Below are 23418 nucleotides of genomic sequence, written 5' to 3' on the forward strand. Positions count from 1 at the left end.
TAATTGCATTAGTGATTTCCATTCTATCCCAATTGTTCCAAATGCAGCACGTGTCTAGCATGGCTTTTTTAGGAAAGAAAACATGAATCTCTTATTGATACCGCTGGTGGTTATGGCGGGGATGGGACTCTCCGTCGAAGCGGGTTTGCTCGGCCCCCTTGGTGCGGAAGTGGGTGAAGGGTGGGCGACGCTGGGGATTTTTGGTATGGGATCCCTGCTCCTCACGTTTGGCTTGATATTCAGCCGTCCCAAACTGGGCGCCCTTTTCTCTCAGCCGCGATGGATGCTCGCGGGTGGCTTACTCGGTCCGATCTACGTGCTTGCCCTGACGCTGGCCACTCCGCACATCGGCGTGGGCCTCACGATGGTAGGGATCTTGTTCGGTCAGGTTGCGGCAAGTCTGATCATCGATCATCAAGGATGGCTAGGTGCGTCCCGTCGCGCCGTCGATCGCTATCGACTTGCGGCGTTGGCCGCAATCCTCGTCGCGTTGTGGCTCATTCATTAAAGGTTTCGTCATGTTCATCTTAATGCTGGTGGTAGTCGTTCTAAGTGGCGCGGTCCTTTGTGCGCAGTCTGCCATCAATGGCGGATTGGGCAGCCGTGTCGGTGTTCTGGAAAGCGCTTGGCTGACTTTCACGCTGGGGGCGCTGGTGATGTTCATCATCTCTTTTTATACCGAACCGCATCACGCGCTGAATTTGCTGACCGTACCGCGCTGGCAAGTCACCGGCTCCTTCTTCGGTGTGATCTACATGATCGTCATCGTGTTCGCGATGCCGCGGATCGGCACCGCTGCGGCAACCGTCGCGGTGATCAGCGGCCAGTTGCTGATGAGCTTGCTGATCGATAACTTCGGCTGGCTGGGCAATCACGTGATCCCGCTCGGTAGCAGCCGTATTGGCGCGGTGGTGTTGTTGGCCGTCGCGTTGGCACTGATCTACAAGAGCAATACCGTCCGCGCCGCCGCGGAACGACAGTCCGCAGGCAACGGCGCCGCCTTGGCAAGCGCGGGCGAATAAACCCACCGCGACACTCCGCCTGTGTGGGACGGGGCACACAAAAGCGCTCAGCGCAAAAATACCAAGCTGATTCCCATCATATGGGAAACGTATTTTTGAAATGGGGGAATGACATGGCATGCTGGCGCCATTGTCCATAAGCGATCGAATCGTGACTGCTTCCCCTTCCATCACCGGTGCCGAACGTGTCTTGCAAGTGCTTGCCGCGCTCGCGAGCCATGGCGACGCGATGACCGCCAAGGATTTACTGGCGGTCACGGGTCTCGCGCAGAGCACGCTGTATCGCCAGATTGCACTGTTGAAGCGATGGGGCTTTGTCTCGGAAAACGCCGGATTCTATGCCCCAGGTCCCGTCAGCCTGCAATTGGCGCTCGGTTTCGACGTCAACTCCCTCCTCGTGGAAGCGAGTCGCGAGGAAATGGCGCAACTCGCGCGAGCATCTCACGAGAGTATCGGCCTCGTGGTCGCCGTCAACGATCAACTCATCTGCCTCGACATGGTCGACAGCGACTACTCGCTGCGCTGCTCTTTTGAAAAAGGGCGTGCGGTGCCGCTGAGCGCTGGGGCATCGGCGAAATGCCTGCTCGCCTTCATGGCGGATCGTCCACGCACCGAGACCTTGGATCGCCTGTTCGCCGACGATGCCGTCGGCCGCGCCAGACTGGAAGCGCAACTCGACGCTATCCGCAAGGATGGCTTTGCTATCAGCGAAAGCGAAGTAGATCCCGGTGTCTGGGGTGTCAGCGCGCCCCTTTTCCGTCGCGCGGGTCGCGCAATGCTTTGCTGCGCAGCGATCACGCTGATGGCGCCGTCTACCCGCGCCATCGGACGTGAGTCCGCGTTTACTGCGCAGACCCTTCGCAGCGCCCGATTGATCACCAATCGTCTCCACGTAGAATAAATCGCGCCCCCCTTATCGATCCCAGGAGCACCCGCATGAAACTGCAGAAATTCCTTTCCCTTGCCTGCTTGACGTTGGCAACCACCGCATTCACCGCGTTTGCCGCCGCGCCCGTCTTCGCACAAAGCAGCGCGACGCTGCGCGTGGCCACCGACGCGACCTTCGCGCCGATGGAATACACGGAAAGCGGCGTACGTAAGGGCTTCGATATCGACATCATGAATGCGCTCGCCAAGGCCATGGGGAAGCAAGTGCAGTGGACGGATATCGATTTTAAGGGCCTGATTCCCGGTCTGATCGCCCAACGTTTCGACGTGGCGATTTCCGCCATCTACATCACGCCGGAACGCGCAAAGGTCGTCGATCTGACCGACAGCTATTTCGCAGGCGGCCTGGTGGCCCTCGTCAAGCAGGACTCGCCGGTTAAAACCCTCGCGGAACTGAACGGCAAAAAGGTCTCGGTTCAAGTCGGCACGAAGTCGGTCAGCTACCTCCACGACAACTATCCGAAGATCAGTACCGTGGAAGTGGAAAAAAACCAGGAAATGTTCGACCTCGTCGGGATCGGCCGCGTCGATGCAGCCGTCACCGGAAAACCGGCAGCCTTCCAGTTCGTGCGTACGCGCCCTGGCTTCCGCGTATTGGATGATGCCTTGACGACCGAAGCCTATGGCATCGCCGTGCGCAAGGACGAGCCGGAATTGCGCACCGCCTTGAACACGGCATTGGCGAAGATCAAGGCCGACGGCACGTATGCGGCCATCGTTCAGAAGTGGTTCCCGGCGAACCCGAGCGCGACGCCTGCAACGAAGTAATGCGAGACATCTGCAACCGGCCGTATGCCCGCGCGTCGTCGCGAGCCCACCGTTCATCCGCCACTCTGCTCCCATGAAACTTGATTTCTCTCCCGTCTTCGCGGGTTGGACCGATCTTTTGCACGGTGCACTGGTGACGATCGAGGTCACTGCGGCGGCCTTGTTGCTCAGCTGCGCATTGGGTCTGCTGATCGGGATCGGGCGTCTGTCTCGTACACGGCCACTGATCTACGGCTTCTGTACCGCCTATCTGACGTTCTTCCGCGGCACGCCGCTGCTGGTGCAGTTGTTTCTGTTGTTCTTCGGCTTGCCGCAGTTCGGCATTACCTTGCCCGCCTTCGTCTGCGGCATGCTCGGTCTGGGCTTGTATTCCGCCGCCTACGTCTCGGAAGTCGTACGCGGCGCGATCCATTCCGTCGAGCGCGGTCAGATGGAAGCGGCGCGCTCGATCGGCATGTCGTCGGGGCAGGCCATGCGCGCGATCATTCTGCCGCAGGCGGTCGTCCGCATGATCCCGCCGCTAGGCAATGAATTCATCGCCCTGATCAAAAACTCGGCGCTCGTCTCCTTGCTGACTATCGACGATCTGATGCACGAAGGCGAGAAAATCATCAGCGTCTCGTACCGCTCGCTCGAAGTCTATCTGGTGATCGCCGTGATGTACCTGTGTATGACCCAGCTAACCAGCTATTTACTGCACCGCGCCGAGCGGCGCCTGCGCGCTGGAGGAATGGTGCAATGAATATCGTTGAAATCCGTGGGCTGCGTAAATCGTATGGCGCGCATACCGTGCTGGCCGGCATCGATCTGGATATCCAGGAAAGCCAGGTCGTGGTCGTCATCGGTCCGAGCGGCTCCGGCAAAAGTACCTTTCTGCGTTGCTGCAATGGCCTGGAACAAGCCGAGGGCGGCACGATCGATATTTGCGGGCAGCGGCTCGTCGATGGCGGAAATATGATCGGCGAGCGCAAGCTGAATGCATTGCGTGCCGATGTCGGAATGGTATTCCAATCGTTCAATCTGTTCCCGCATCTGTCGGTGTTGCGAAATATCACCGTGGGCCCCCGCATGCTGCGCGGACGAACGGCAGCCGAGGCCGACGCCGTGGCCATGGTATTGCTGGAAAAAGTGGGGCTCGCGCATAAAGCGCACGCGATGCCTGCCAGCCTGTCCGGCGGCCAGAAACAACGTGTCGCCATCGCCCGCGCCTTGGCAATGCAACCGCGGGTCATGCTGTTCGACGAACCCACTTCCGCGCTCGATCCGGAATTGGTCGGAGAAGTCCTTCAGGTCATGAAAGTGCTCGCCAGCGAAGGCACCACGATGGTGGTGGTCACGCACGAAATGGCTTTCGCGCGTGAGGTCGCCGATGTCGTGGTGGTGATGGATGGCGGCGTGATCGTCGAGGCCGGCCCGCCCGAGCAGATTTTCTCGGCGCCGACGCAGGCACGGACGCAAGCCTTCCTGCAAGCCGTGCTCTCGCGCAATTGAAGCGCACTGTCCGAGAAATATCCATCCATGACAGCCAACCCGTCATTCGACGTCGGAGCAGCAAGTTGCATCGTGATCCGCCATGCCGACCTTATGCCCCAGGCCTGGCGCAACGGCGGCGGCATCACTCGGGAAATCGCCACCCATCCGCCAGGCGCTGCGGTCGACGACTTCGAATGGCGTGTCAGCATCGCCGATATCACGAAACCGGGCGCATTTTCCACGTTTCCGGAAGTCGATCGTAGTCTGACCGTCATCGAGGGCGACGCGATGGTCCTCGCTGAAACGGCGCACGCGAACGGGCAACACCATCTCTTGCATCGCTGGGACACCCTTCGGTTTGCCGGCGAAACCGGCATCACGTCGGCCTTGCCGACTGGACCGACGCGCGATTTCAATCTGATGTGGCGACGCGGCGCCGTCACGGGGCAGGTGGACGTGTTACGTCTGGCGGCCGACTTGCGCATCGCGCCCGGTAGCGCGGTATTCTTCGCCGCGACCGGAAGCCATTGCCTGGGAGCGGCGCGCTTGGACGCGGGAGACACGCTGATTCTGCGTGATATCAAGACGGCCACGCCACTGACGTTCGAACCAATCGATGCCGACGCGGTGTTGATTTGCGCGCGGATCACCGTAACGACCGCGACCGCGACCGTCTCGACCTCGTCTCGGCCGCTCCCCCAAACCGACCGAGGAGTCGCATGACGATGCACGCTGCTTTACCGCCGACCTCGCGATTGTTCGCGCCCTTCGCCCGCATCGATGGCCGCTGGCGCAGCGATGTGCTTCTGACCTGGGATGCGCACGGCCTCCTCACCGACATCACGCCGGACAGCGCCTGTCCCGACGGTGTCGCGACAGCAGCCGGTCCGGTGTTGCCGGGCGTGGCCAATCTGCACTCTCACGCCTTTCAGCGCGCCATGGCCGGCTTGACGGAATACCGTGCGACGTCGGCCGACAGCTTCTGGAGCTGGCGCGACCTGATGTACCGCTTCGCCACACGGATCGCGCCCGATGATCTGAGCGCCATCGCACAGTGGCTGTATATCGAGATGCTGAAAAGCGGCTATACCTCGGTCTGCGAGTTCCATTACGTCCATCATGCCCCGGACGGACAGCGCTACGCGAATCCCGCGGAGATGGTTGCACGCACGGTGCAAGCGGCAGCGGATACCGGTATCGGCATCACCGCCCTTCCCGTGCTGTATCAATACGGCGGCTTCGGCAGCGCACCGCCGAGTCCGGGCCAACGGCGCTTTATCCAGTCCCCGGATGAATTGCTTGCCATGCTCGGCAGCCTGCGTGGCACGTTCCCGCACTCCGCGCTGCGACAATACGGCGTCGCGCCGCATTCCTTGCGCGCCGTCTCCGATACCTCGCTTGCCAACGTCATCGACGGACTGCATCGCGTCAGCCCCGATGCGCCGGTGCATATTCATATCGCCGAACAAACGGCGGAAGTGGAGGCGTGTGTCGCCGCATACGGTCAGCGCCCGGTTGCCTGGCTGTTCGATCACGCACCGGTCGATGCACGCTGGTGTTTAGTGCACGCCACGCATGTCGACGACGCCGAAGTGCTGGCGTTGGCGCATAGCAATGCGGTTGCCGGGCTCTGCCTGACCACCGAAGCCAATCTGGGCGACGGCATTTTTCCGACGCAGGACTTTCTGCAAGCAGGCGGCGTATTCGGGATCGGCTCGGACAGCCATATTGCCGTGGACTGGCGATCTGAATTACGGTTGCTGGAATACGGCCAGCGCTTGACGCGCCGCCAGCGCAATGTCCTTGCCGCCGAACACGAACCCGCGGTGGCAGATCGATTGTTCGACGCCGCAGTCGCTGGCGGGGGTCAGGCGACAGGTCGACCGGTCGGGCAACTACGTGTCGGGAATTTGGCCGACTTGTTGGTCTTGGATCCGGAACACGATGCGATCGCCGGACACACGTCCGAGTCCTGGCTATCGAGTGTGGTATTCGCGGAGCACGGTGGCAATCCCGTCCGCGATGTCATGGTGGCTGGGCAATGGGTGATTCGCGAGGGACGACACGTCACTGAAACGCAGGCTCGCAGCGACTATCGCGCCAGCCTGAAGCGTTTGTTGGACCGCTGAAGGGACGTCGGCGGACGCGGGATCACCGATCCCCCGCGATTTCTTGCAATAGCGCCAGAAATGCGCGAACGGCCGGATTCGCCTTGCGGCTCTCGGGCCAGACGGCGGTGATGTCGTGCTGTTCGACGGCATAGTCGGCGAGAATCGGCACCAGCTCGCCACGGGCGACATAGGGCGCGGCAATCAAGCTTGCGCTCATGCCGATGCCGCCGCCGGCCACCAGCGTCGCCACGACCGCCTCGCTGACATCCACGACAATGCCTGCGGGCGGCACGATGTCGATGACGCGTTTTCCCAATTTAAAAGGCCAGCGATACAGCTGCCCATTGCTCTGATAGCGCAAGTTGACGGTCTCGTGACCGTCCAACGCATCGGGATGCAGGGGCGTCCCGCGTGCGGCGAGGTACGCGGGCGAAGCGAAGGCGCCAATGCGCAGCGACGTCAGCCGCCGCGACAGCAATCGTGAATCGGCGAGATCGCCGATACGGACCGCGATATCGATCCCCTCGTCGACGATGTCGACCCGCTGATCATTTAGCCGCAGGTCGACCATCACTTTGGGATAACGTCGACGGAACGCCGGCAACGCCGGCGCGATCAGGTGAATACCGATCGGCAGTGAAGCGGCGATACGCAAGGTTCCCGAGGGCTCGGAACGCGCGGTGATCGCGATCTGCTCGATCTCTTCCGCATCGCGCAGCAGCCTCAGCGCTCGCTCGTGCAAATCGCGCCCCTCTGGCGTCAGCGTCAGCGAGCGTGTCGTGCGCGTGAAAAGTGCCACGCCAAGCCGCTGCTCCAAGCGCTGCACGCTTTTACTGATCGCCGACGGCGAAACGGCCAGCGACCGCGCGGCAGCCGTGTAACTGCCCATCGATCCGGCGCGCGCGAACGCGATCAGTCCAGTCAGCCGCTCTAAAGCAATTTGTTCCATGGTGGCATGAGTAAAACGAAATCAGCCCCCATTATCAACCGATTTTCCAGTCTGTACAGTGTGAACCTCCCTGATCGATCGTGTTATCGATCGTCAGACCGAACGATGCACACTGCGAGAAAGCGCGATGAAACAAGACACCATGAAAGCCGTACGACAACATCGCTTCGGCGGCCCGGACGTATTGCAATACGAGGACGCGCCGATGCCGACGATCCTGCCCGGTGAAGTTCTGGTACGGGTGCATGCGGTTGGTTTGAATCCACCTGACTGGTATCTACGGGACGGCTTCAAGGCACTCGCGCCGGAGTGGCGCCCGACCGTCTCGTTTCCCGTAATACCGGGCACCGATATTTCTGGGATCGTCGTGGACGTCGCCAGCGACGTGGACACGTTTGCCGCGGGCGATGCCGTCTACGCGATGGTGCGGTTCCCCGGCGGCCTCAACGCACAGAGCAAGGCGTACGCCGAATACGTCGCCGTCCCGGCAACGGAAGTGGCACGCAAGCCGGCCGGGATCGATCACCGACATGCCGCAGGCGCGCCGATGTCGCTGCTCACCGCGTGGCAGTTCCTGATCGCCCTAGGCCATGACGAACAAAACGCGCTTCAGCCCCAGCAGCATGAACCGATACCGCTCCAGGGCAAGACCGTGCTGGTCAATGGCGCGGCCGGCGGCGTCGGGCACTTTGCGGTGCAGATCGCTAAATGGCAAGGCGCGCACGTGATCGCGGTGGCATCCGGCGAACACGAAGCCTTTCTGCGCGACCTGGGCGCGGACGCATTCGTCGATTACACGAAGACGGCCCCCGAGGACCGTTTTCGTGACATCGATCTCGTTCTCGACGCAGTCGGCGGCCCCACCACCGGACGCTTTCTGAGAACACTCAAACGCGGCGGCGCATTGTTTCCGGTATTTCCGCTTGGCTTTAATGGCGCGGAAGAAGCTGCGGCGCTCGGCTGTATCGTATCCACGACCCAAGTCCGCTCGTCGGGCGCGCAATTGGCGGAGATCGCCCCGTTGTTGCAAGCAGGAACGATCCGCGTGGCGATCGACAGCGCGTTCCCGCTTCAACATGCCGATCAAGCCCACGAACGCGCCTCCAAGGGGCATATACGCGGCAAGATCGTCCTCACCGTGACGGACAGCAGCAATGGCAGCGACAGCGAAGATAGTCGCGCATGATGCAGGGCGCGACGATGTCGCCCTTACGCAAGCCCTAGAAGCGCGGCTTGACGGTCTGCCAATCGGGCTTGTATTTGCGCATCTGGCGCACATCGTCGCGCTGTCGGATATCGATCGATTTGTATAATTCGTGCAGTTTCTCGAGCTGCGCATGATCGAGTTCGACACCGAGCCCGGGCGCATCGGTGATGCGTACGCACCCGTTGACGATCGGCAGTTTGCCGCCGCGAATCACTTCCTCGTCCGCCTCCTGCCATGGATAGTGCGTATCGCAGGCATACGACAAGTTCGGCACCGCTGCCGCGACGTGCGACATCGCCATCAGGCTGATGCCCAAATGCGAATTCGAATGCATCGAGACGCCGACGCCGAAGACGTCGCACATTTTTGAGAGGATCTGCGTATCGCGCAGGCCGCCCCAGTAATGGTGATCGGCCAGGACGATCTGCACGCTGTTCAGTGCGACGCTCCGACGGAATTCATCGAAATCGGTGACGACCATATTGGTCGCCAGCGGCAAACCGGTGCGACGATGGACTTCGGCCATCCCTTCGAGACCAGGACTCGGATCTTCATAATACTCAAGTGCATCGCCTACGCGTTCTGCCATGCGCACCGCGGTCTCGATCGACCAGTTGCCGTTGGGATCGATCCGTAATGGGGCTTCCGGGAAAGCCTTTTTCAACGCTTTGATGCAGTCGATTTCATGCTCCGGCTCGAGCGCACCCGCCTTGAGCTTGATGCTCTTGAAGCCATTCTCATCGATCATGCGCCGCGCCTGCGCCACGATCTGTGTCTCCGACAACGCTTCGCCCCATCGATCCGCTTTGTACGGCGCATCGATATGCTCGGCATACTTAAAAAAGAGATAGGCACTGAAAGGCACTTCCTGCCGCACGGCGCCTCCTAGCAGGTCGACGAGCGGCGCATTCAGATGCCGTGCCTGCACATCGAGAAATGCCACTTCGAATGCCGAGTACGCATTGGCGATCTGTTTGCTCGGGTGCGAACCGGGCGCCAATTCCGCACCGCCTTTCGCGGCGGTACCGTCCTGCTGCATCGCTTTCACCGCGGCGATCACCCGGGCACGCAAGCCGTTCGTATCGAAAGGATCGAGCCCGACCAATTCGCTTTTCACACGATCGAGCACTTTCAGCACCGGTGCGTCACCGTAGCTCTCGCCCAGGCCGACGATGCCGCTATCGGTCTCGACTTGAATAATCGAGCGCAACGCATAGGGCTCATGGATGCCGGTGGCATTCAGCAAAGGCGCGTCCTTGAACGCGATCGGCGTGACAACGACCCGTTTGATCTTCATCTGTTGCTCCTGAAAGAATGCGGAGAAAGGGGCTATCGGCGCCTGCCCTATCGCTTCGCCGATGAACATTACGCCTTCGTATTGCGCTGGCGTCATCCAATGCGCACCCCGGTTTCCGGTTTGCCATTACGCGGTGTGGGTTGAATGGCTAGCATTTTCTGTAAAACACTAATATATTAGTGTTTTACTTGCGAAAAGGGAAATCGGGTATACGCGGAGTCGTCGGGCATGCGCGCGATCCGTTTATCATGAGCGGCGACGCCTTGCCGTCACGCACGGCCCCGTTCCCTTCGTCAGAAAAGCTTCCCGACATCGTTCAGCTTATGAATCGCGTATTCGCCCCGCCCCCCGTGCAATTGGACCGCTCGCGTCACGCATCGCCGCAGGTGTTCGAGCATCTGCGCGAACGCATCATCGACCTGCGGTTCCCGCCGGGCATGTCGCTGTCGCGCGTTGAACTGGCAGCGGAGTTCGGGGTCAGTCAGACGCCGGTTCGCGAAGCATTGCTGCGCTTGGCCGAGGAAAAGCTCGTCGATGTTTTTCCGCAGCACGCCACGATCGTAAGACCGATCGATATCGCACTGGCGCATCAAGCGCACTTTCTGAGATTGGCGATCGAGCTGGAAGTGGTCGCCACGCTGGCGGGGGCGCCAGACGCGGCATTGCTGGGCAAGCTCGATAGAACGATCGAGGATCAACGTCTGCATGCCGCCCGCTTGGATCACGGGGCGTTCGTCGCCGCCGATCAGGCCTTCCACGCCACGATGTATGACGCAGCGGCGGTGCCGGACTTATTTCCGCTGGTACGCCGGCAAAGCGGGCATCTGGATCGGCTGCGCTATTTGCATGTGCCCACGCCCGGCAAAATGCAAACGGTCATCGAGGACCATGCGGCAATCTTGGACGCGATCAGACACGGGGATGCAACACAGGCGCAGCACGCGCTGCGTCGCCATCTAGGGGGCACGCTCAGCCGCATCACCGACATCCGCGCGCGCTATCCGGATTATCTGCTGGGTTGAGCGATGCGTCGCGCGATCGCGTTGACAGTCGATGCGTTCGCCGTGGCGGCAATCGACGCATACATGGGCGCCAACCGCTGACGCACCCCGTTTCGATTTTTTCGGTTTCGCACGTTTTTACGAAAGCGGGAGCGTGGCGGTTTGGCTTTCTGTTCCGTCTTGCGTATCGGATATCGATACCACCGGTATCACGGCCACACCCTTTGGGATATCGATCAGCAACGCATTCCGCTTTCTGCGACTATCCGATGCGTTGTGCCCGGTGCCAGATATCGCGCGTTCACGACGTGTCGGCAAAGTGCCGGCGCATTGCTGCCCGCGTAGCGGCTGGACATAGCGATGACTGAAATCCGGGCTATCTCGATCCATTCCTAAGCGACTGCCATGAACCACCGATCCAATGTGGACGCAGCCGAGCGCGGCGCGGCGCGCGGTCGCGTCCCTGTTACCGCGCCTGCCATCGTCGTGCTTATCCACGGACTCGGCCGTACTGCCGGCTGTTGGCGGAGCTTGCGTCGAAGTTTGGGGCAAGCAGGTTACCGCCCTATCGCGATCGCTTACCCGTCGACGCGCTGCGATATTCCGGAACTCGTCCGCCAATGGATCGACCCCGCCCTGTCGCGAGCACTCGACGAGGCATCGATACAAGGAACGGCCGTGCACATCGTGACCCATTCGATGGGTGGAATTCTGCTCCGTCATTGGATGCAATTCCGGCATCTGCCATCGCGCAGCCGGGTAGTCATGCTTGCCCCGCCGAATCGAGGCAGCGAAGTGATCGATCGCTTGGGACGGTATGCGTGGTTTCGGCGCTGCATGGGGCCGGCGGCCATGCAATTGAGCACTGCACCAACAAGCTGGGTCAATGCTTTGCCCGGCTGGGGGTCTGAGGCGGCGCTTTGCATCATAGCCGGAAGCCGCAGCATGGATCCCTGGTTCAATCGATGGTTCGAAGGATCCCACGACGGAAAAGTAGCGGTCGCACGCACCTATTTGCGCGGCGTCGATACGCGCCACGTGCTACCAACAAACCATACATGGATCATGAACGATAGCCGCGTGCGCAATCTGATCACACACTATCTCCAGCAAGGAGACCGTTGACCCCTACACGCGACGGACGCCGGAGCGAAAGCTGCCGGCGTTGCGCGCGAGCGCACGCTCTATCTAGCCTTCTCGGATCGTACGCTGCAAAACCGGCGTACCGACCCGATTCGCAAATCAGTGTGCCCGCCCGCGTCGCAATACAGCGGGAAGTGCCTTTTCGCTCGTCACGGCCGGAAGCGGCTCCGGAACGTTCACCTTGGGTGCCCATTTACGCCGCATCAACACGATCGTACTGGTTGCTCCGAGGAACAAGAAGACGACGATCGCCATCATCGGCAAGGTATAACTATGTCCAACATGCAGCAACCAACCGGAGAGGCTGGCGGAAATGCCACCTGCCAAGCTCGTTGCAACCTGCTGGAAACCGGTATTCAAACCAGTCGCCTGCTTTGGAATAAGCGTCAGCTTTACCAAGGCGAGATTATTCGTCGTGACCAGCCCCACCAGCGTCAATGACAATACGTTCCAGAACAACGCCATCTGCAGTGTCGACGCATAGGCACCAAACAGCACCGTCATACCGCCGATAAAGCCGACCACCATAAACGATTTCCGCACGATCACCGCGTCGTAGCCACGTGCGATAAGCCGGTCGGCGCCCCATCCGCTTAGGGCCGCCATTGCCGCGACGCCAAAAAAGCTCATCGCCGTGTAGACGCCGGAACGGGTCAGCGACAGTCCCCGCTGCTCGACGAGGTAGGCCGGCATCCATGTCATGCAGTAAAACGCGAAGTAAGCGTAGCAAAAATTCGTGACGAGCCCGCCCCATACCACCGGACTGGCAAGCAGATTACGCATCGGTACTGTCCCGGCGACTTCCTTTCTCCTTGAAAGCTCAGCGCGATCCGGGTAATCATTGCGCACCATCAATAACCATGGCAATAACCACACCATGCCGGCGAGACCGGTGACGATAAACATCACTTTCCATGAGGTCCCGGCGATCAACCAGGCCGCGAGCGGCGCGCCCAATGCAGGTCCCATTTTTCCACCGACGGAATAAATGGCCAGAGCCGAACCCTTTTGCGTTTCCTCGAAACGATCCGCGATATAGCGATACGTCGCCGGCACCACGACGGCTTCGGCGGCGCCGATCAGGATGCGCACCACAAGCAATCCCGTCAGCGTCGTGACGACGCCCGTGGCAGCGGCCGCCACGCACCAAAGAAAGAAACAGATGGCATAGGGCCACTTGACGCCATAGCGGTCGACCAACCAGCCCATCGGCAACTGAAATAAGCCATACGCCCAAAAAATCGACGAGCCCAACCAACCGCGCTGCACGCTTGTCAGCGCGAACTCGTTCACGAAGCGATGATCGGCTATGGCGGCGGACATGCTGGATCGGTCAGACCACGCGATCATCAGACCCAGCGCAAGCAATACCACTACGCCCCATCGGCTTTCCAGGCGCCCCGCCTTTTGCATCGTCGCCATTACGGTGTCTCCGTTCACATCTTATATTGTCGAGACGGCGATTCCAGCACGCGAATGTACGTCAGCCATCTCAAGTAACGAACGCGTTTCCTTCAATCACAACCGGCGCGACTTGCTTAACCGAGGCTCCCCGTGACGTCGTCGAATAGCTCATCTACAGAAAACCGGCGCGGAATGATTTTCTGCTCGAACGCCCAGTCGATGGCGAGTGCGATACCCTTGCGATTTGCCTCCAGCCCTAAAGGCGGAAAGGCGGCAGGAACATCGACCGCTTCGTTGCGACTGCGCTCGATCATGCGATAGAGATCTCGCACGATATCGGGGCGGTTCTTGCTCACGTCCTTGTGCACGACAAAGATATGGTTGATCGGTACCACGCCTTCTCGCGCGAACCAATCTTTAGCTGCCTCCTGGGCATTCGGGATCAGCGTTTTGACGCGCGGATCTTTCGGCATGTCTTCGCCAGCCAGCAAGGCCGCGAGCTTGCCATCGAGCATCATGTCGGCAACCGACGTCCCCTTCGGCAAACGCTGGCAATTTTCCGGATCGGAATATTCGGCCAGATGCCCGTCTCCCACCGTCATCCATGTGACCTTGTCCAAATCCACGCCGTACTCGTGCCGTAAGATCCCGCGAATCCAAAGGCCGGTGGTTTGCGCGTACGTCCGAACGCCCACTTGCCGACCCTCGATATCTTTCGGATCCAAATGACCGAACGCATCGTTATAGCCCGCGCAGTGATGCTGAAAACGACCCGATATCGGCGCTGGCAACATCACATAGGGCTTGCCATACGCTTTGGCCTGAAGGTAAGTGACGATCGCCAACTCTCCGGCATCGAAGGCGTTCTCCCGGACCATCGGTTTGAAGCCTTCGCTGGCACGCGCCGGACCACAAAAATTCAGATGAACCAAATCGGAGGTCACGCGCCCCTCTTTCAAGGCCTTCGTGACTTTGTAGTCGGCCAGATTAAGCCGGAGCGTCGGCAGATCTGCTTCGGTCGTTGTCATCGTTTTCATTCCCTTCCTGAAGATAAACTGTCGCGCGGCAGCGGCACGTCGATGCGTCGAGGCATCTCACAATGCGTGCGTACCGCACGAAACGCGGGGATCGCTCGAATCAGGCCAAGGCCGGATACAGCTTCTGTGCCGTTTTCCCGAAAATAGCGTCACGATCCGCCGCGCTGACATACTGCAGTCCGGCCTGCGCCGCCCCCAATAGTTCTGGCAGCGTGCCTTTCGAGCTGGGAAAATTGGAACCCCAGGCCAGTCGATTCGCGCCGAAAGCCTCCACGAGGCGCGGGAAGAATGTCTCCGCGCGGGCGTCGCCCTTTGCCATATCGTCGAAGATACGGGGCGTCAATTTCATAAAGATATTCGGGATCGACGCCAAGTCGAACAGGCTTTGCGCTTTGGCATAAGGCGCACCGTCGGTGACGTCCGGACGGCCGAGGTGATCGAGAATGATCGCGACATTGGGAAAGCGCCGGGCCAGTTCACGTACCTGCGGCAATCCCACGACGCCCGTCTGAATGCACATCGGTAGATGTAATTCGCCGCATGCTTCCCAGGCAGGATAGGTGCGCGGATCCTCCAACTCGCTTGGATCGAACTCCTTGGTGCTCCCGCCGGTGAACATACGCAAGCCGCCAAGTCCGCGTTCGACGCAGGCGCGAATGGTATCGGGCGCGTCGGGCGCCGTCATGTCCACCGACCCTACCGCCACGAGACGGTGCGCGTGCTCGGCGCAGGCGTCCAGCACATAGCTGTTATCGAATCCATACGTGGTGGATGAGTGGACCACGGCTGCTTTCGCCACGCCCGCCTCGTCCATCGCGGCGATCAGCGCTTCGACAGTGGACGGCCGTTCCTTCGACCAATCCGAACGCTTTCCGAACAACGGCATGACAGGATAGCGATCAAGGTCGTCCGAAATGATGTGGGGATGGATATCAATAATTTCCGACATGTGCGTGTCCTGGATAGATAGTTTCTTCTCCATCGATCATCGCGGTGCAGCGGATTGCCGTCTATTGATATTGAAGTCAATCAGACTTAACGAAACAGTGAAGTCGGCATAAGTTTTTTGATGCGCGCACGCTTTTCACGCAGTCTTGGGCGATGAAAATCGGCGGCTTCTTGATTTTTTCGGTATCGCCCGAGATTATGCAAAATACCTTGATTCATGCCACATTGACTGAATATTCATGCACCGAAGCGCGTATAAAGTGGCCTGTTCGAAATATTAGAATCATTTTTTTGGCATAACGCTTCCGTCAGCGTTGCTTGCTCGACGATGCAAGTGGAAAAGCACGCTCCGGGTTTGTACCCGGTAGCGCAATACCGAAGGTATACCCTTAAACCAATCGTGAAGCGCGTTGGTGTCTACGGATTCGCGCGGTCGAAGCATCGCAGTTCGTCGCCCCTCAACGCATGCGTCAGGACTGCGTGTGCGCTGTGCCAAGCTTGGACAATGCGCCCTTATCCGCGTGCCGTTGCCAATGCGCTGGCGACAGCACGCATCGCAAGCAGATAGCCATCGGTGCCGAGTCCGCAGATGACGCCGCGCGCGACCTGCGACACCAAGGAGTGGCGATACAGCACGTCGCGCTGATGAATGTTGGTGATATGCACTTCGATCAGCGGCTGACGAATCAGCTTAAGCGCATCCAGCACCGGAATCGAAGAAAACGAAAATCCCGCGGGATTGATGACGACGGCCGCGTCGCTTTCGAATGCCTCTTGAATCCAGTCGACCATCACGCCTTCATGATTCGTTTGCCGAAAATCGGAATTCAGGCCCAATTCGGTCGCTAGCGTACACACGCTGTCTTTTACCTGATCGAGCGTGGTCGTACCGTATAGATGCGGCTCGCGCTTCCCCAGCATATTGAGATTTGAGCCATTCAAGACATATACCAAAGGTTTCATCGTGCTTATCCGGGGTTTAATGAAAATGGGATTGCATCGGCGTATGGCGTTCGGCAGTCTTGGCGTTCATGTCGGGATCGACGCGGTTCATATCGATACCGAGCGTCTCCGGCGCGGTCAAGATCGCAATGAGCGAGATGACGTTCAGTACGACACACACGGCTACCACGCCCCATGGCGATCCGTCGCACAGTGCAAACAGCCAGACCGCAAGCACCGGCATCGGCCCCCCGGCGATTAAATTGGCGCCCGTGTACGCAAGGGCCGATCCCGAATATCGAACGTTGGTCGGAAAAGCCTCGGCGAACGCGACCGGCTGAATGCCGCTCTGGAACTGGGTGAAGCCAAGAAACACGCCCATCGCGAGCAGCATCGGCACGAAGCTTTTCGTATCGAGAATCTGGAAATATACGAACAGCATCAGCAAGGTCATACACGATCCCAGCGCCAGCGCTTTGCGACGCCCGATGCGATCGCTCAATATGCCGCCCAACAGCGCGCCGACGATGGCGCACGTATTTGCGGCCATCAACAGCAGGAAGCCCGTTTGTTTTGGGACAGCCAAGGTTTTGGTGACATAGCTCAGCGAAAACACGACGATCAAGTAGAAAATGGCCGCGGGCCCGCAGAAAAACAGCATCCATCGGATGACCGTGCGCCAATGGAAGCGCAACGCATCACGCAACGGATTGCGTGCTTGTACGACGGTCGTCTTGCGAAGCTGTTCGAATGCGGGGGTTTCGCTGACGCGGAGGCGGATATACACGCCCACGATGACGAGAACAAAGCTCAGCACGAACGGAATGCGCCATCCGTAGCGATCGAAACTTTCCGCCGACATCAACGATGACAATGCGAGCAATACCCCATTCGCAAGGATTTGGCTCAGCGGCGAGCACAGACCGAGCAATCCCGAATACAGCCCGCGTCGTTGCGCGCTTGCGTGTTCGATCGCCATCAACTGCGCGCCGGTCGATTCCCCCCCGAGCGCGAAACCTTGGAGGATGCGTAGCAATACCAGGAGGATCGGCGCCCATACACCAATGCTGGCGTACGTCGGCATGCAGCCCATCAACATCGACGAGAGCCCCATCGCCGATACGGTCGCCAGCATCAAGTTTCGACGACCGAGCTTATCGCCCAAATGCCCGCACACGATCGCGCCGAGCGGGCGCGCGGCTAAACCAACGCCGAAGGTCGCTAGTGACGCCAGCAACGCCGATGTCGCATCCAAGGCCGGGAAAAACAGCTTCGGGAGGACCGTCGCGGCTAGTGCGCCGTAGAGCGTAAAGTCAAACCATTCGAGTGCGGTACCGATCGCCGCTGCAACCACCGCGCGACTTCCCATTTTTCGATGCGTCGCCGCATCCGATTGAATATCCATCCTGTCTCCTCGCCATTTCACTGCTTGGGCAGCAAATATATGGACTGGTGTCTGGCGACTGCACGGCGTGCGTCGCTCTAGATAGCGCCGAACTTGCAACGTTTTCACGATCGAAGCGGCTTAGACACAGCGTAGCAGCGACCTTGGGAGGGCATTCGAGGATGGAATTTCATTCCGTAATATGAAATTATCGGTTTACTGTCTTTCGCGGAGGAGCCCCCACACGATGCCTACGGTCACAGATAGGACGATGGCCGTCCTCGAGTTTCTGGCGACGCAAATGGAAGGAACGTCATTGGCGTTGATCTCCGATCAACTCGATATTCCGCGCAGCGCCTGCCATCGGCTCCTTGCCGACCTCAAACAATGCGGCTATGTCCGGCAACTGCGCGAGCACGGCGATTATGTCCTGACGACGAAACTGGTCGGGCTCGGGCTGAGCTATCTGGCCACGACCGGCATCGTCGATATCGCGCAAACCATCCTGGACCGGCTCGCGGAGCAGTCCGGGGAATTGGTGCGTCTCTCGATCGTCGATGGCGATCGCATCACGTGGGTTGCGAAAGCACAAGGTGCGCTGAAGGGATTGCGCTACGATCCGGACATGGGCATGGATACGGTGCTGTCGTGCAGCGCGACCGGTTATGCGTGGATGATGACCATGACGGACGAGCGCGCGCTCGAACTGGTAAGCAGACAAGGTTTCGGGTCACCGAAACAGTATGGGCCGCGCGCGCCGACCACCATCAACGGTTTGCTCGGCTTCGTTCACGCAGCACGAGAACGCGGCTATGCGACGATCAACGAGGTATTCGCGCCGGGGATGACGGCGATGGCCGCCCCCGTGCAACGTCGGGCCTACCCGGCGATCGGGGTGATCAGTATCGCCGGGCCGCTGATCCGTCTTTCTGAGAAACGCATGGCCGATCTTGGACCGCCCCTGCTGGCCGCCGCAAGTGAATTGGCCGCGGCAAGTCTTGCATCGCCTTTATTCGCCAGAATCCGCTAGGACACTCGGGCGACACGGCGCGGCGTTACCGTGAAATAGGCGCTTCGTGCCGCTGCCAGGCGGCCGCGCGGCCGCGCGCTAGCCGTCCGGTACGCTCCGGAACGGACAGACAGCACGTCACTTTACTTGCGCTTGCCCTTGTGCTGCCGCGCCCTTCCCATCCAATCCGCCACCCAGTGCCGTGTACAGCGTGATCAAGCTGGTTTGCGCGGAAAGCTGCGTGGCCACCAGGGACTGCTGCGCGGTCAGGAGCAGACGCTGCTCGGTCAGCGCATCGAGCAGACTGTCGCCGCCCTGCCGATACAGCGCCATCGACAGATCGTAGGCATGCTGGTCGGCATCGACCGTTTGCTTCATCGCATCGAGCTGATCATTGATCGTCGCCCGCGTCGCCAGCGCGTTGGCGACCTCTTCGAACGCCGTCTGGATCGTCTTCTCATACGTGGCCACATCGATACGGAACGTCACCTTGGCCGCGTCGAGCGTAGCGCGGTTTTCGCCGCCATCGAAGATCGGCAGTGCTGCCTGCGGCTCGAACGACCATGCCCGATTGCCTCCCGTAAACAAGGCGGATAGGGCCGGGCTCTCGAAACCCAGTGCGGTCGTCAAGCTGATCGTCGGGAAAAAGTTGGCACGGGCCGCGCCGATATCGGCATTGTCCGCTCGCAAGGTATGTTCCGCGGCCAAGACATCGGGCCGCTGCTGGAGCACCTGCGAAGGCACCCCTGCCGGAATATCGGTGATGCTGGCCACCGGATCGACTTTGGCATCGGGAAGGTCCGCGTCCGGCACGGCGGTACCGACCACGAGTTCCAACGCATTGCGCGCCTGATCCGCCGTCGTCTTCGCCTGCGCCACCGTATTGCGTGCCGACTCCATGCTGGCGCGCGCCGCTTCGTAGTCGAGTGCGCTGATCGCGCCGAGCGTGTGCTCCTGCGTTTCGAGCGCGAAGGTCTTCTGCTGGCTGGCCAGCGAATCCTGCGCGATCACCAACAAGCGTTTATCCGATGCCAAGGTCAACCAGTCGCTCGCCACCTCGGAGACCAAGGTGATTTGCGTACTGCGCCGCGTCTCCTGCGTCGATAGATAGGTTTCCAATGCCGCCTTGGTCATATTCCGCACGCGGCCGAACAGATCCAGTTCGTACGACGCCACGCCCGCATTGACGCTATAGATATGCTCGACCGTTCCCGAGCTCTTGCTTGCGGTTGTCGTCGTGCCGCCAGACTCCGCGCTGCGCACCGACGTCGGCGTGCGCGCCGCGTCCTGGCTTGCATTCAGGTCGATCTCCGGAAACAGCGAGGCGCGCTGGATCCGATACTCGGCACGCTCTTTCTCGATATTGAGGATCGCGATACGGAGATCCCGGTTATTGGAGAGCGCCAACGCCAGCGTACGCTGCAGGCGCGGGTCGACGAAAAACGACTGCCAACCGATGTCGGCCGCCGCCGTGTCTGTACCCTGCGTGGTTGCCGCCGGGGCGCCAGCGGTCCAATTCGCGGGCACCGGTGCTGCGGGGCGCTGATACTTCGGCGATAAATCGATACAGCCACCCAGGCCGACCACGCTCACCGCCGCCAGCACGGCGCCTATCCGATGAAGACAGCGTTTCATTTCGCTTCTCCCGCGGGGGGTTCGGCTTGCGTCGCGGTCCGCCCTTTCGCTATTCTTTTACGCACGAGGAAATACATCAACGGCGTAAAGAAAATCGCCAATAAGGTGCCGATCAAGGTGCCGCCGAATACGCCCGTTCCGATAGACTGCCGTGCCGCCGCGCCGGCACCCGTCGCGACCACCAGCGGCGCAACGCCGAGCAGGAAGGCCAGCGACGTCATGATGATCGGGCGGATCCGTAACGCCACCGCCTGCTCGATCGCTTTCAATGTCGCAAGGCCTTCTTTCTCCATCTGCAACGCGAACTCGACAATCAAGATGGCATTTTTCGACGATAGGCCGACGGTGACCAGCAAGCCGACCTGAAAATACACATCGTTCGAGAAGCCGCGCAACGTCGTGGCAAGCGATGCGCCCAGAATGCCCATCGGCACGATCAAAATCACCGCCAGCGGCACGGACCAGCTTTCATACAAGGCCGCGAGACACAAAAACACGAACAACACCGACACCGCGTACAGGTAAGGCGCCTGACCACCGGACAACTGCTCCTGATACGACAAGCCGGTCCAGGACAAGGTCACGCCACCCGGCAGACTCGAAACAAGCTGCTCCATCGTCTTCATCGCCGTACCGGAGCTGACACCGGGCATCGGATCGCCAACGATTTCGAATGCACTTTCGCCGTTGAAGCGGTCCAGTTCCGGTGCGCCATAGGTCCAATGCAAGGTGGTAAAGGCAGAGAACGGCACCATCGTTCCCGATGCGTTGCGGACATACCATTTCGTCAGCGATTCCGGCGTCATCCGAAACGGCGCATCGGCCTGGACATACACTTTCTTGATCCGTTCTTGATCGAGGAATTCATCGACGTATTCGCCACCCAGCGCATCCTCGATGGTCGAATTGATATCGGCGATGGTGATACCCATGGCGGCGGCCTTACGGTCATCGATACTCATCGACAGCTGCGGTGTGTCGCTCAGTCCATTGAAACGCACCTGTGTCACGACACCGCTTTTATTGGCCATCGCGATCAACTTGTCGCGCGCCGCGGCCAGCGCCGTATGCCCGATATTGCTCTCGTCGACAAGCTCCATATCGAAGCCCGAGCTAACCCCCATGCCGCGCACCGCCGGCGGCTGCAGCACATACACCTTGGCGTCCTGCACCTCCCGCGCGAGATCGTTTTTGGACTTCGTCACAAAGGCCTGCGCCTGCTCGGAGGATTTCGTGCGCTTATCCCAGTCCGTCAATTTGACATACATCGAGCCGACGTTCTGCCCATTGCTGCCGGTTTCGAAGCCGGCAACGTTGAACACTTCGCTGACCTCGGGCTGCTTCAGGAAATAGTCCTCGACCTTCGCCATCGTCGCCTCGGTACGCTCACGCGTGGAACCGACCGGCGCCGTGATAGAGACTTGCAAGACCGCCTGATCCTCCGTCGGCAGGAACGCGGTGGGCAGGCGAATGAACAACAGGCCGCCGCCTACCACCAGCAGGACGTACACCACCACGGCAGGAATCCGGTGATGCAGCATTTTGTCGACAGCGCGACGATAGCTGCCGGCGGTTCGATCGAAACCGCGATTGAAATGGCTGAAGAACCAGCCTTTCGGCTTTTCATGGCCGTCTTTCAAAATCGTGGCGCAGAGTGCCGGCGTGAAGGTCAGCGCGACCAATACCGACAAGACCATCGCCGAGACCACCGACACCGAGAACTGCCGGTAGATGATCCCGGTCGATCCGCCAAAGAAAGCCATCGGCAGCAAGACGGCAGACAAGACCATCGCAATGGCAACCAACGCGCTACTGATCTCCGTCATCGATTTCTTCGTCGCATCCCGCGGCGATAGATTCTCCTCGGTCATCAAGCGCTCGACGTTCTCCACGACGACAATTGCATCATCGACGAGCAAGCCGATGGCCAAGACGACGCCGAACATCGTCAGCATATTGATGGAATAACCGAACACTTCGAGGATGCCAAACGTCCCGAGCAATACCACCGGCACCGCGATCGCGGGGATCAATGTGGTCCGCAGGTTCTGCAGGAACAGGTACATGATCAAGACGACCAGCACGATCGCCACCACCAGCGTCTTGATCACTTCGGTGATTGCCGTCGTAATGAACGGCACCATCTCGTACGGATATTCGACCTTCAGACCGGCCGGGAACGTTTTGGCACGCTTCGCAAGAAACGCATGCACTTCCTGGTCGACCTTTACCTCGTTCGCGCCAGGCGCCAATTGCAAGCCCAGCCCGGCTGCTGCTTTATTATTGAAATTCGATTCCACCGTGTACGCCTGCGGCCCCAGCGCGACGCGCGCCACGTCGCCGAGCAACACCTGCGAACCGTTGGTTTCGGTTTTTAAGACGATATTGCGGAACTGCTCGGCCGTGGTCAGCCGGCTGCGTGCCGTGATCGTCGCGTCCAGCTCCTGGCCTTTGATCGCCGGCGTCGCACCCACTTCGCCCGCGGCGATATCGTCGTTCTGCGCGGTAATCGCCGTAACGACATCGGACGGCATCAAGGCATATTTCTGCAGCTTGTTCGGGTCGAGCCAGATATGCATCGCATATTGGTAACCGTATTGCTGCGCCTGTCCCACGCCCGGCAGACGTTCGATCGTCTCTTCCAGATCGCTATAAAGATAATCGGCAATCGCCGCCTTGCTCATCTTGCCGTCTTCGGAGACGAGATTGAATACGAGGAAAGTATCGGGCGACGCCTTGCGCACGGTCACGCCGCTTTCCTGCACTTCCGTCGGCAGCAGTGCGTTGGCCGATTGCAATTGATCCTGCACCTGCACCTGCGCGGTGTTCGGATTCGTGCCTGGCGAGAATGTCAGCTTGATGCTGATGCTGCCTTCCGAATTCGCCGTGGAAGACATATACATCAGATTATCGAGGCCGACCATCTGCTGCTCGATAACCTGGACGACCGCATCCTGATTGGTCTGCGCAGACGCACCGTTGTACGTCGCGTTGATCAGAATCATCGGCGGGGCGATGTCCGGATACTGGTCCAGCGGCAGTTGGGTGATGGCAAAGCCGCCCGTCAGCGTGACGATGATCGCCAGCACCCAGGCGAAGACAGGCCGATCGATGAAAAAGTGCGCGATACGCATACGTCG

The 23418-nt window shown here is 59.9% G+C and carries 21 protein-coding genes; 12 read left to right on the forward strand and 9 right to left on the reverse strand.

Going from position 1 to position 23418, the window contains the following annotated elements:
- The first annotated feature begins 82 nt into the window (after positions 1–82).
- From ABEG21_RS21250 to ABEG21_RS21285, 8 genes are all read left to right on the forward strand, one after another.
- Positions 83–508, forward strand: a complete 426-nt coding sequence (locus ABEG21_RS21250) for a DMT family transporter (RefSeq protein WP_347557395.1) — start codon at positions 83–85, stop codon at positions 506–508.
- Between the two features lie 10 nt (positions 509–518).
- Complete coding sequence (locus tag ABEG21_RS21255; protein WP_347557396.1) at positions 519–1022, forward strand: DMT family transporter; 504 nt, start codon at positions 519–521, stop codon at positions 1020–1022.
- A 118-nt stretch (positions 1023–1140) separates the two neighbouring features.
- Entirely contained in the window at positions 1141–1923 is a 783-nt protein-coding gene (locus ABEG21_RS21260) for an IclR family transcriptional regulator (RefSeq protein ID WP_347557397.1), read from the forward strand.
- A 35-nt stretch (positions 1924–1958) separates the two neighbouring features.
- A complete protein-coding gene (locus tag ABEG21_RS21265; RefSeq protein WP_347557398.1) occupies positions 1959–2738 on the forward strand; it encodes a transporter substrate-binding domain-containing protein in 780 nt (259 codons plus the stop codon).
- A gap of 73 nt (positions 2739–2811) precedes the next feature.
- Positions 2812–3480, forward strand: coding sequence for an amino acid ABC transporter permease (locus ABEG21_RS21270; RefSeq protein WP_347557400.1), 669 nt, complete (start codon positions 2812–2814; stop codon positions 3478–3480).
- On the forward strand, positions 3477–4229 hold the full coding sequence (locus ABEG21_RS21275) for an amino acid ABC transporter ATP-binding protein (protein ID WP_347557401.1): 753 nt from the start codon (positions 3477–3479) through the stop codon (positions 4227–4229). The genes ABEG21_RS21270 and ABEG21_RS21275 overlap by 4 nt, the downstream gene beginning before the upstream one ends.
- Before the next feature lie 27 nt (positions 4230–4256).
- Complete coding sequence (locus ABEG21_RS21280; RefSeq protein ID WP_347557402.1) at positions 4257–4934, forward strand: HutD family protein; 678 nt, start codon at positions 4257–4259, stop codon at positions 4932–4934.
- Between the two features lie 2 nt (positions 4935–4936).
- Positions 4937–6340, forward strand: a complete 1404-nt coding sequence (locus tag ABEG21_RS21285; protein WP_347558106.1) for a formimidoylglutamate deiminase — start codon at positions 4937–4939, stop codon at positions 6338–6340.
- Between the two features lie 22 nt (positions 6341–6362).
- On the opposite strand, the gene ABEG21_RS21290 is transcribed toward ABEG21_RS21285, so the two are convergent.
- Positions 6363–7271: a LysR substrate-binding domain-containing protein gene (locus ABEG21_RS21290; protein WP_347557403.1), complete on the reverse strand. Its 909-nt coding sequence runs from the start codon at positions 7269–7271 to the stop codon at positions 6363–6365.
- 127 nt (positions 7272–7398) lie between these two features.
- Between ABEG21_RS21290 and ABEG21_RS21295 the strand changes: the two genes are divergently transcribed.
- On the forward strand, positions 7399–8457 hold the full coding sequence (locus ABEG21_RS21295; RefSeq protein ID WP_347557404.1) for an NADP-dependent oxidoreductase: 1059 nt from the start codon (positions 7399–7401) through the stop codon (positions 8455–8457).
- Positions 8458–8491: 34 nt separating this feature from the next.
- Here the strand turns inward: ABEG21_RS21295 and ABEG21_RS21300 are convergent, their stop codons facing one another.
- A complete protein-coding gene (locus ABEG21_RS21300) occupies positions 8492–9775 on the reverse strand; it encodes a glucarate dehydratase family protein (RefSeq protein ID WP_347557405.1) in 1284 nt (427 codons plus the stop codon).
- A gap of 323 nt (positions 9776–10098) precedes the next feature.
- Here ABEG21_RS21300 and ABEG21_RS21305 point away from each other — a divergent pair, with 323 nt between their 5' ends.
- A complete protein-coding gene (locus ABEG21_RS21305; protein WP_347557406.1) occupies positions 10099–10797 on the forward strand; it encodes a GntR family transcriptional regulator in 699 nt (232 codons plus the stop codon).
- A gap of 384 nt (positions 10798–11181) precedes the next feature.
- Positions 11182–11901: an alpha/beta fold hydrolase gene (locus ABEG21_RS21310; protein WP_347557407.1), complete on the forward strand. Its 720-nt coding sequence runs from the start codon at positions 11182–11184 to the stop codon at positions 11899–11901.
- A 117-nt stretch (positions 11902–12018) separates the two neighbouring features.
- Here ABEG21_RS21310 and ABEG21_RS21315 read toward each other — a convergent pair whose 3' ends face one another.
- From ABEG21_RS21315 to ABEG21_RS21335, 5 genes are all read right to left on the reverse strand, one after another.
- Positions 12019–13341, reverse strand: coding sequence for an MFS transporter (locus ABEG21_RS21315; protein ID WP_347557408.1), 1323 nt, complete (start codon positions 13339–13341; stop codon positions 12019–12021).
- 116 nt (positions 13342–13457) lie between these two features.
- The gene (locus ABEG21_RS21320) at positions 13458–14351 is read right to left on the reverse strand and encodes a phosphate ABC transporter substrate-binding protein (RefSeq protein WP_347558107.1); all 894 of its coding nucleotides are present in this window, start codon (positions 14349–14351) and stop codon (positions 13458–13460) included.
- A 109-nt stretch (positions 14352–14460) separates the two neighbouring features.
- Entirely contained in the window at positions 14461–15309 is an 849-nt protein-coding gene (locus ABEG21_RS21325; protein ID WP_347557409.1) for an amidohydrolase family protein, read from the reverse strand.
- 512 nt (positions 15310–15821) lie between these two features.
- Positions 15822–16271 carry a type II 3-dehydroquinate dehydratase gene (locus tag ABEG21_RS21330; RefSeq protein ID WP_347557410.1) on the reverse strand — a complete coding sequence of 150 codons (450 nt, stop codon included), beginning with the start codon at positions 16269–16271 and terminating at the stop codon, positions 15822–15824.
- 16 nt (positions 16272–16287) lie between these two features.
- On the reverse strand, positions 16288–17655 hold the full coding sequence (locus tag ABEG21_RS21335; RefSeq protein WP_347557411.1) for an MFS transporter: 1368 nt from the start codon (positions 17653–17655) through the stop codon (positions 16288–16290).
- Between the two features lie 226 nt (positions 17656–17881).
- On the opposite strand from ABEG21_RS21335, the gene ABEG21_RS21340 reads away from it, so the two are divergent.
- Positions 17882–18664, forward strand: coding sequence for an IclR family transcriptional regulator (locus ABEG21_RS21340; RefSeq protein ID WP_347557412.1), 783 nt, complete (start codon positions 17882–17884; stop codon positions 18662–18664).
- 117 nt (positions 18665–18781) lie between these two features.
- Here ABEG21_RS21340 and ABEG21_RS21345 read toward each other — a convergent pair whose 3' ends face one another.
- Positions 18782–20278, reverse strand: a complete 1497-nt coding sequence (locus ABEG21_RS21345; RefSeq protein WP_347557413.1) for an efflux transporter outer membrane subunit — start codon at positions 20276–20278, stop codon at positions 18782–18784.
- Positions 20275–23412 carry an efflux RND transporter permease subunit gene (locus ABEG21_RS21350; RefSeq protein WP_347557414.1) on the reverse strand — a complete coding sequence of 1046 codons (3138 nt, stop codon included), beginning with the start codon at positions 23410–23412 and terminating at the stop codon, positions 20275–20277. The genes ABEG21_RS21345 and ABEG21_RS21350 overlap by 4 nt, the downstream gene beginning before the upstream one ends.
- Positions 23413–23418 lie beyond the last annotated feature (6 nt).

This window comes from Robbsia sp. KACC 23696, assembly GCF_039852015.1.
GTDB lineage: Bacteria > Pseudomonadota > Gammaproteobacteria > Burkholderiales > Burkholderiaceae > Robbsia.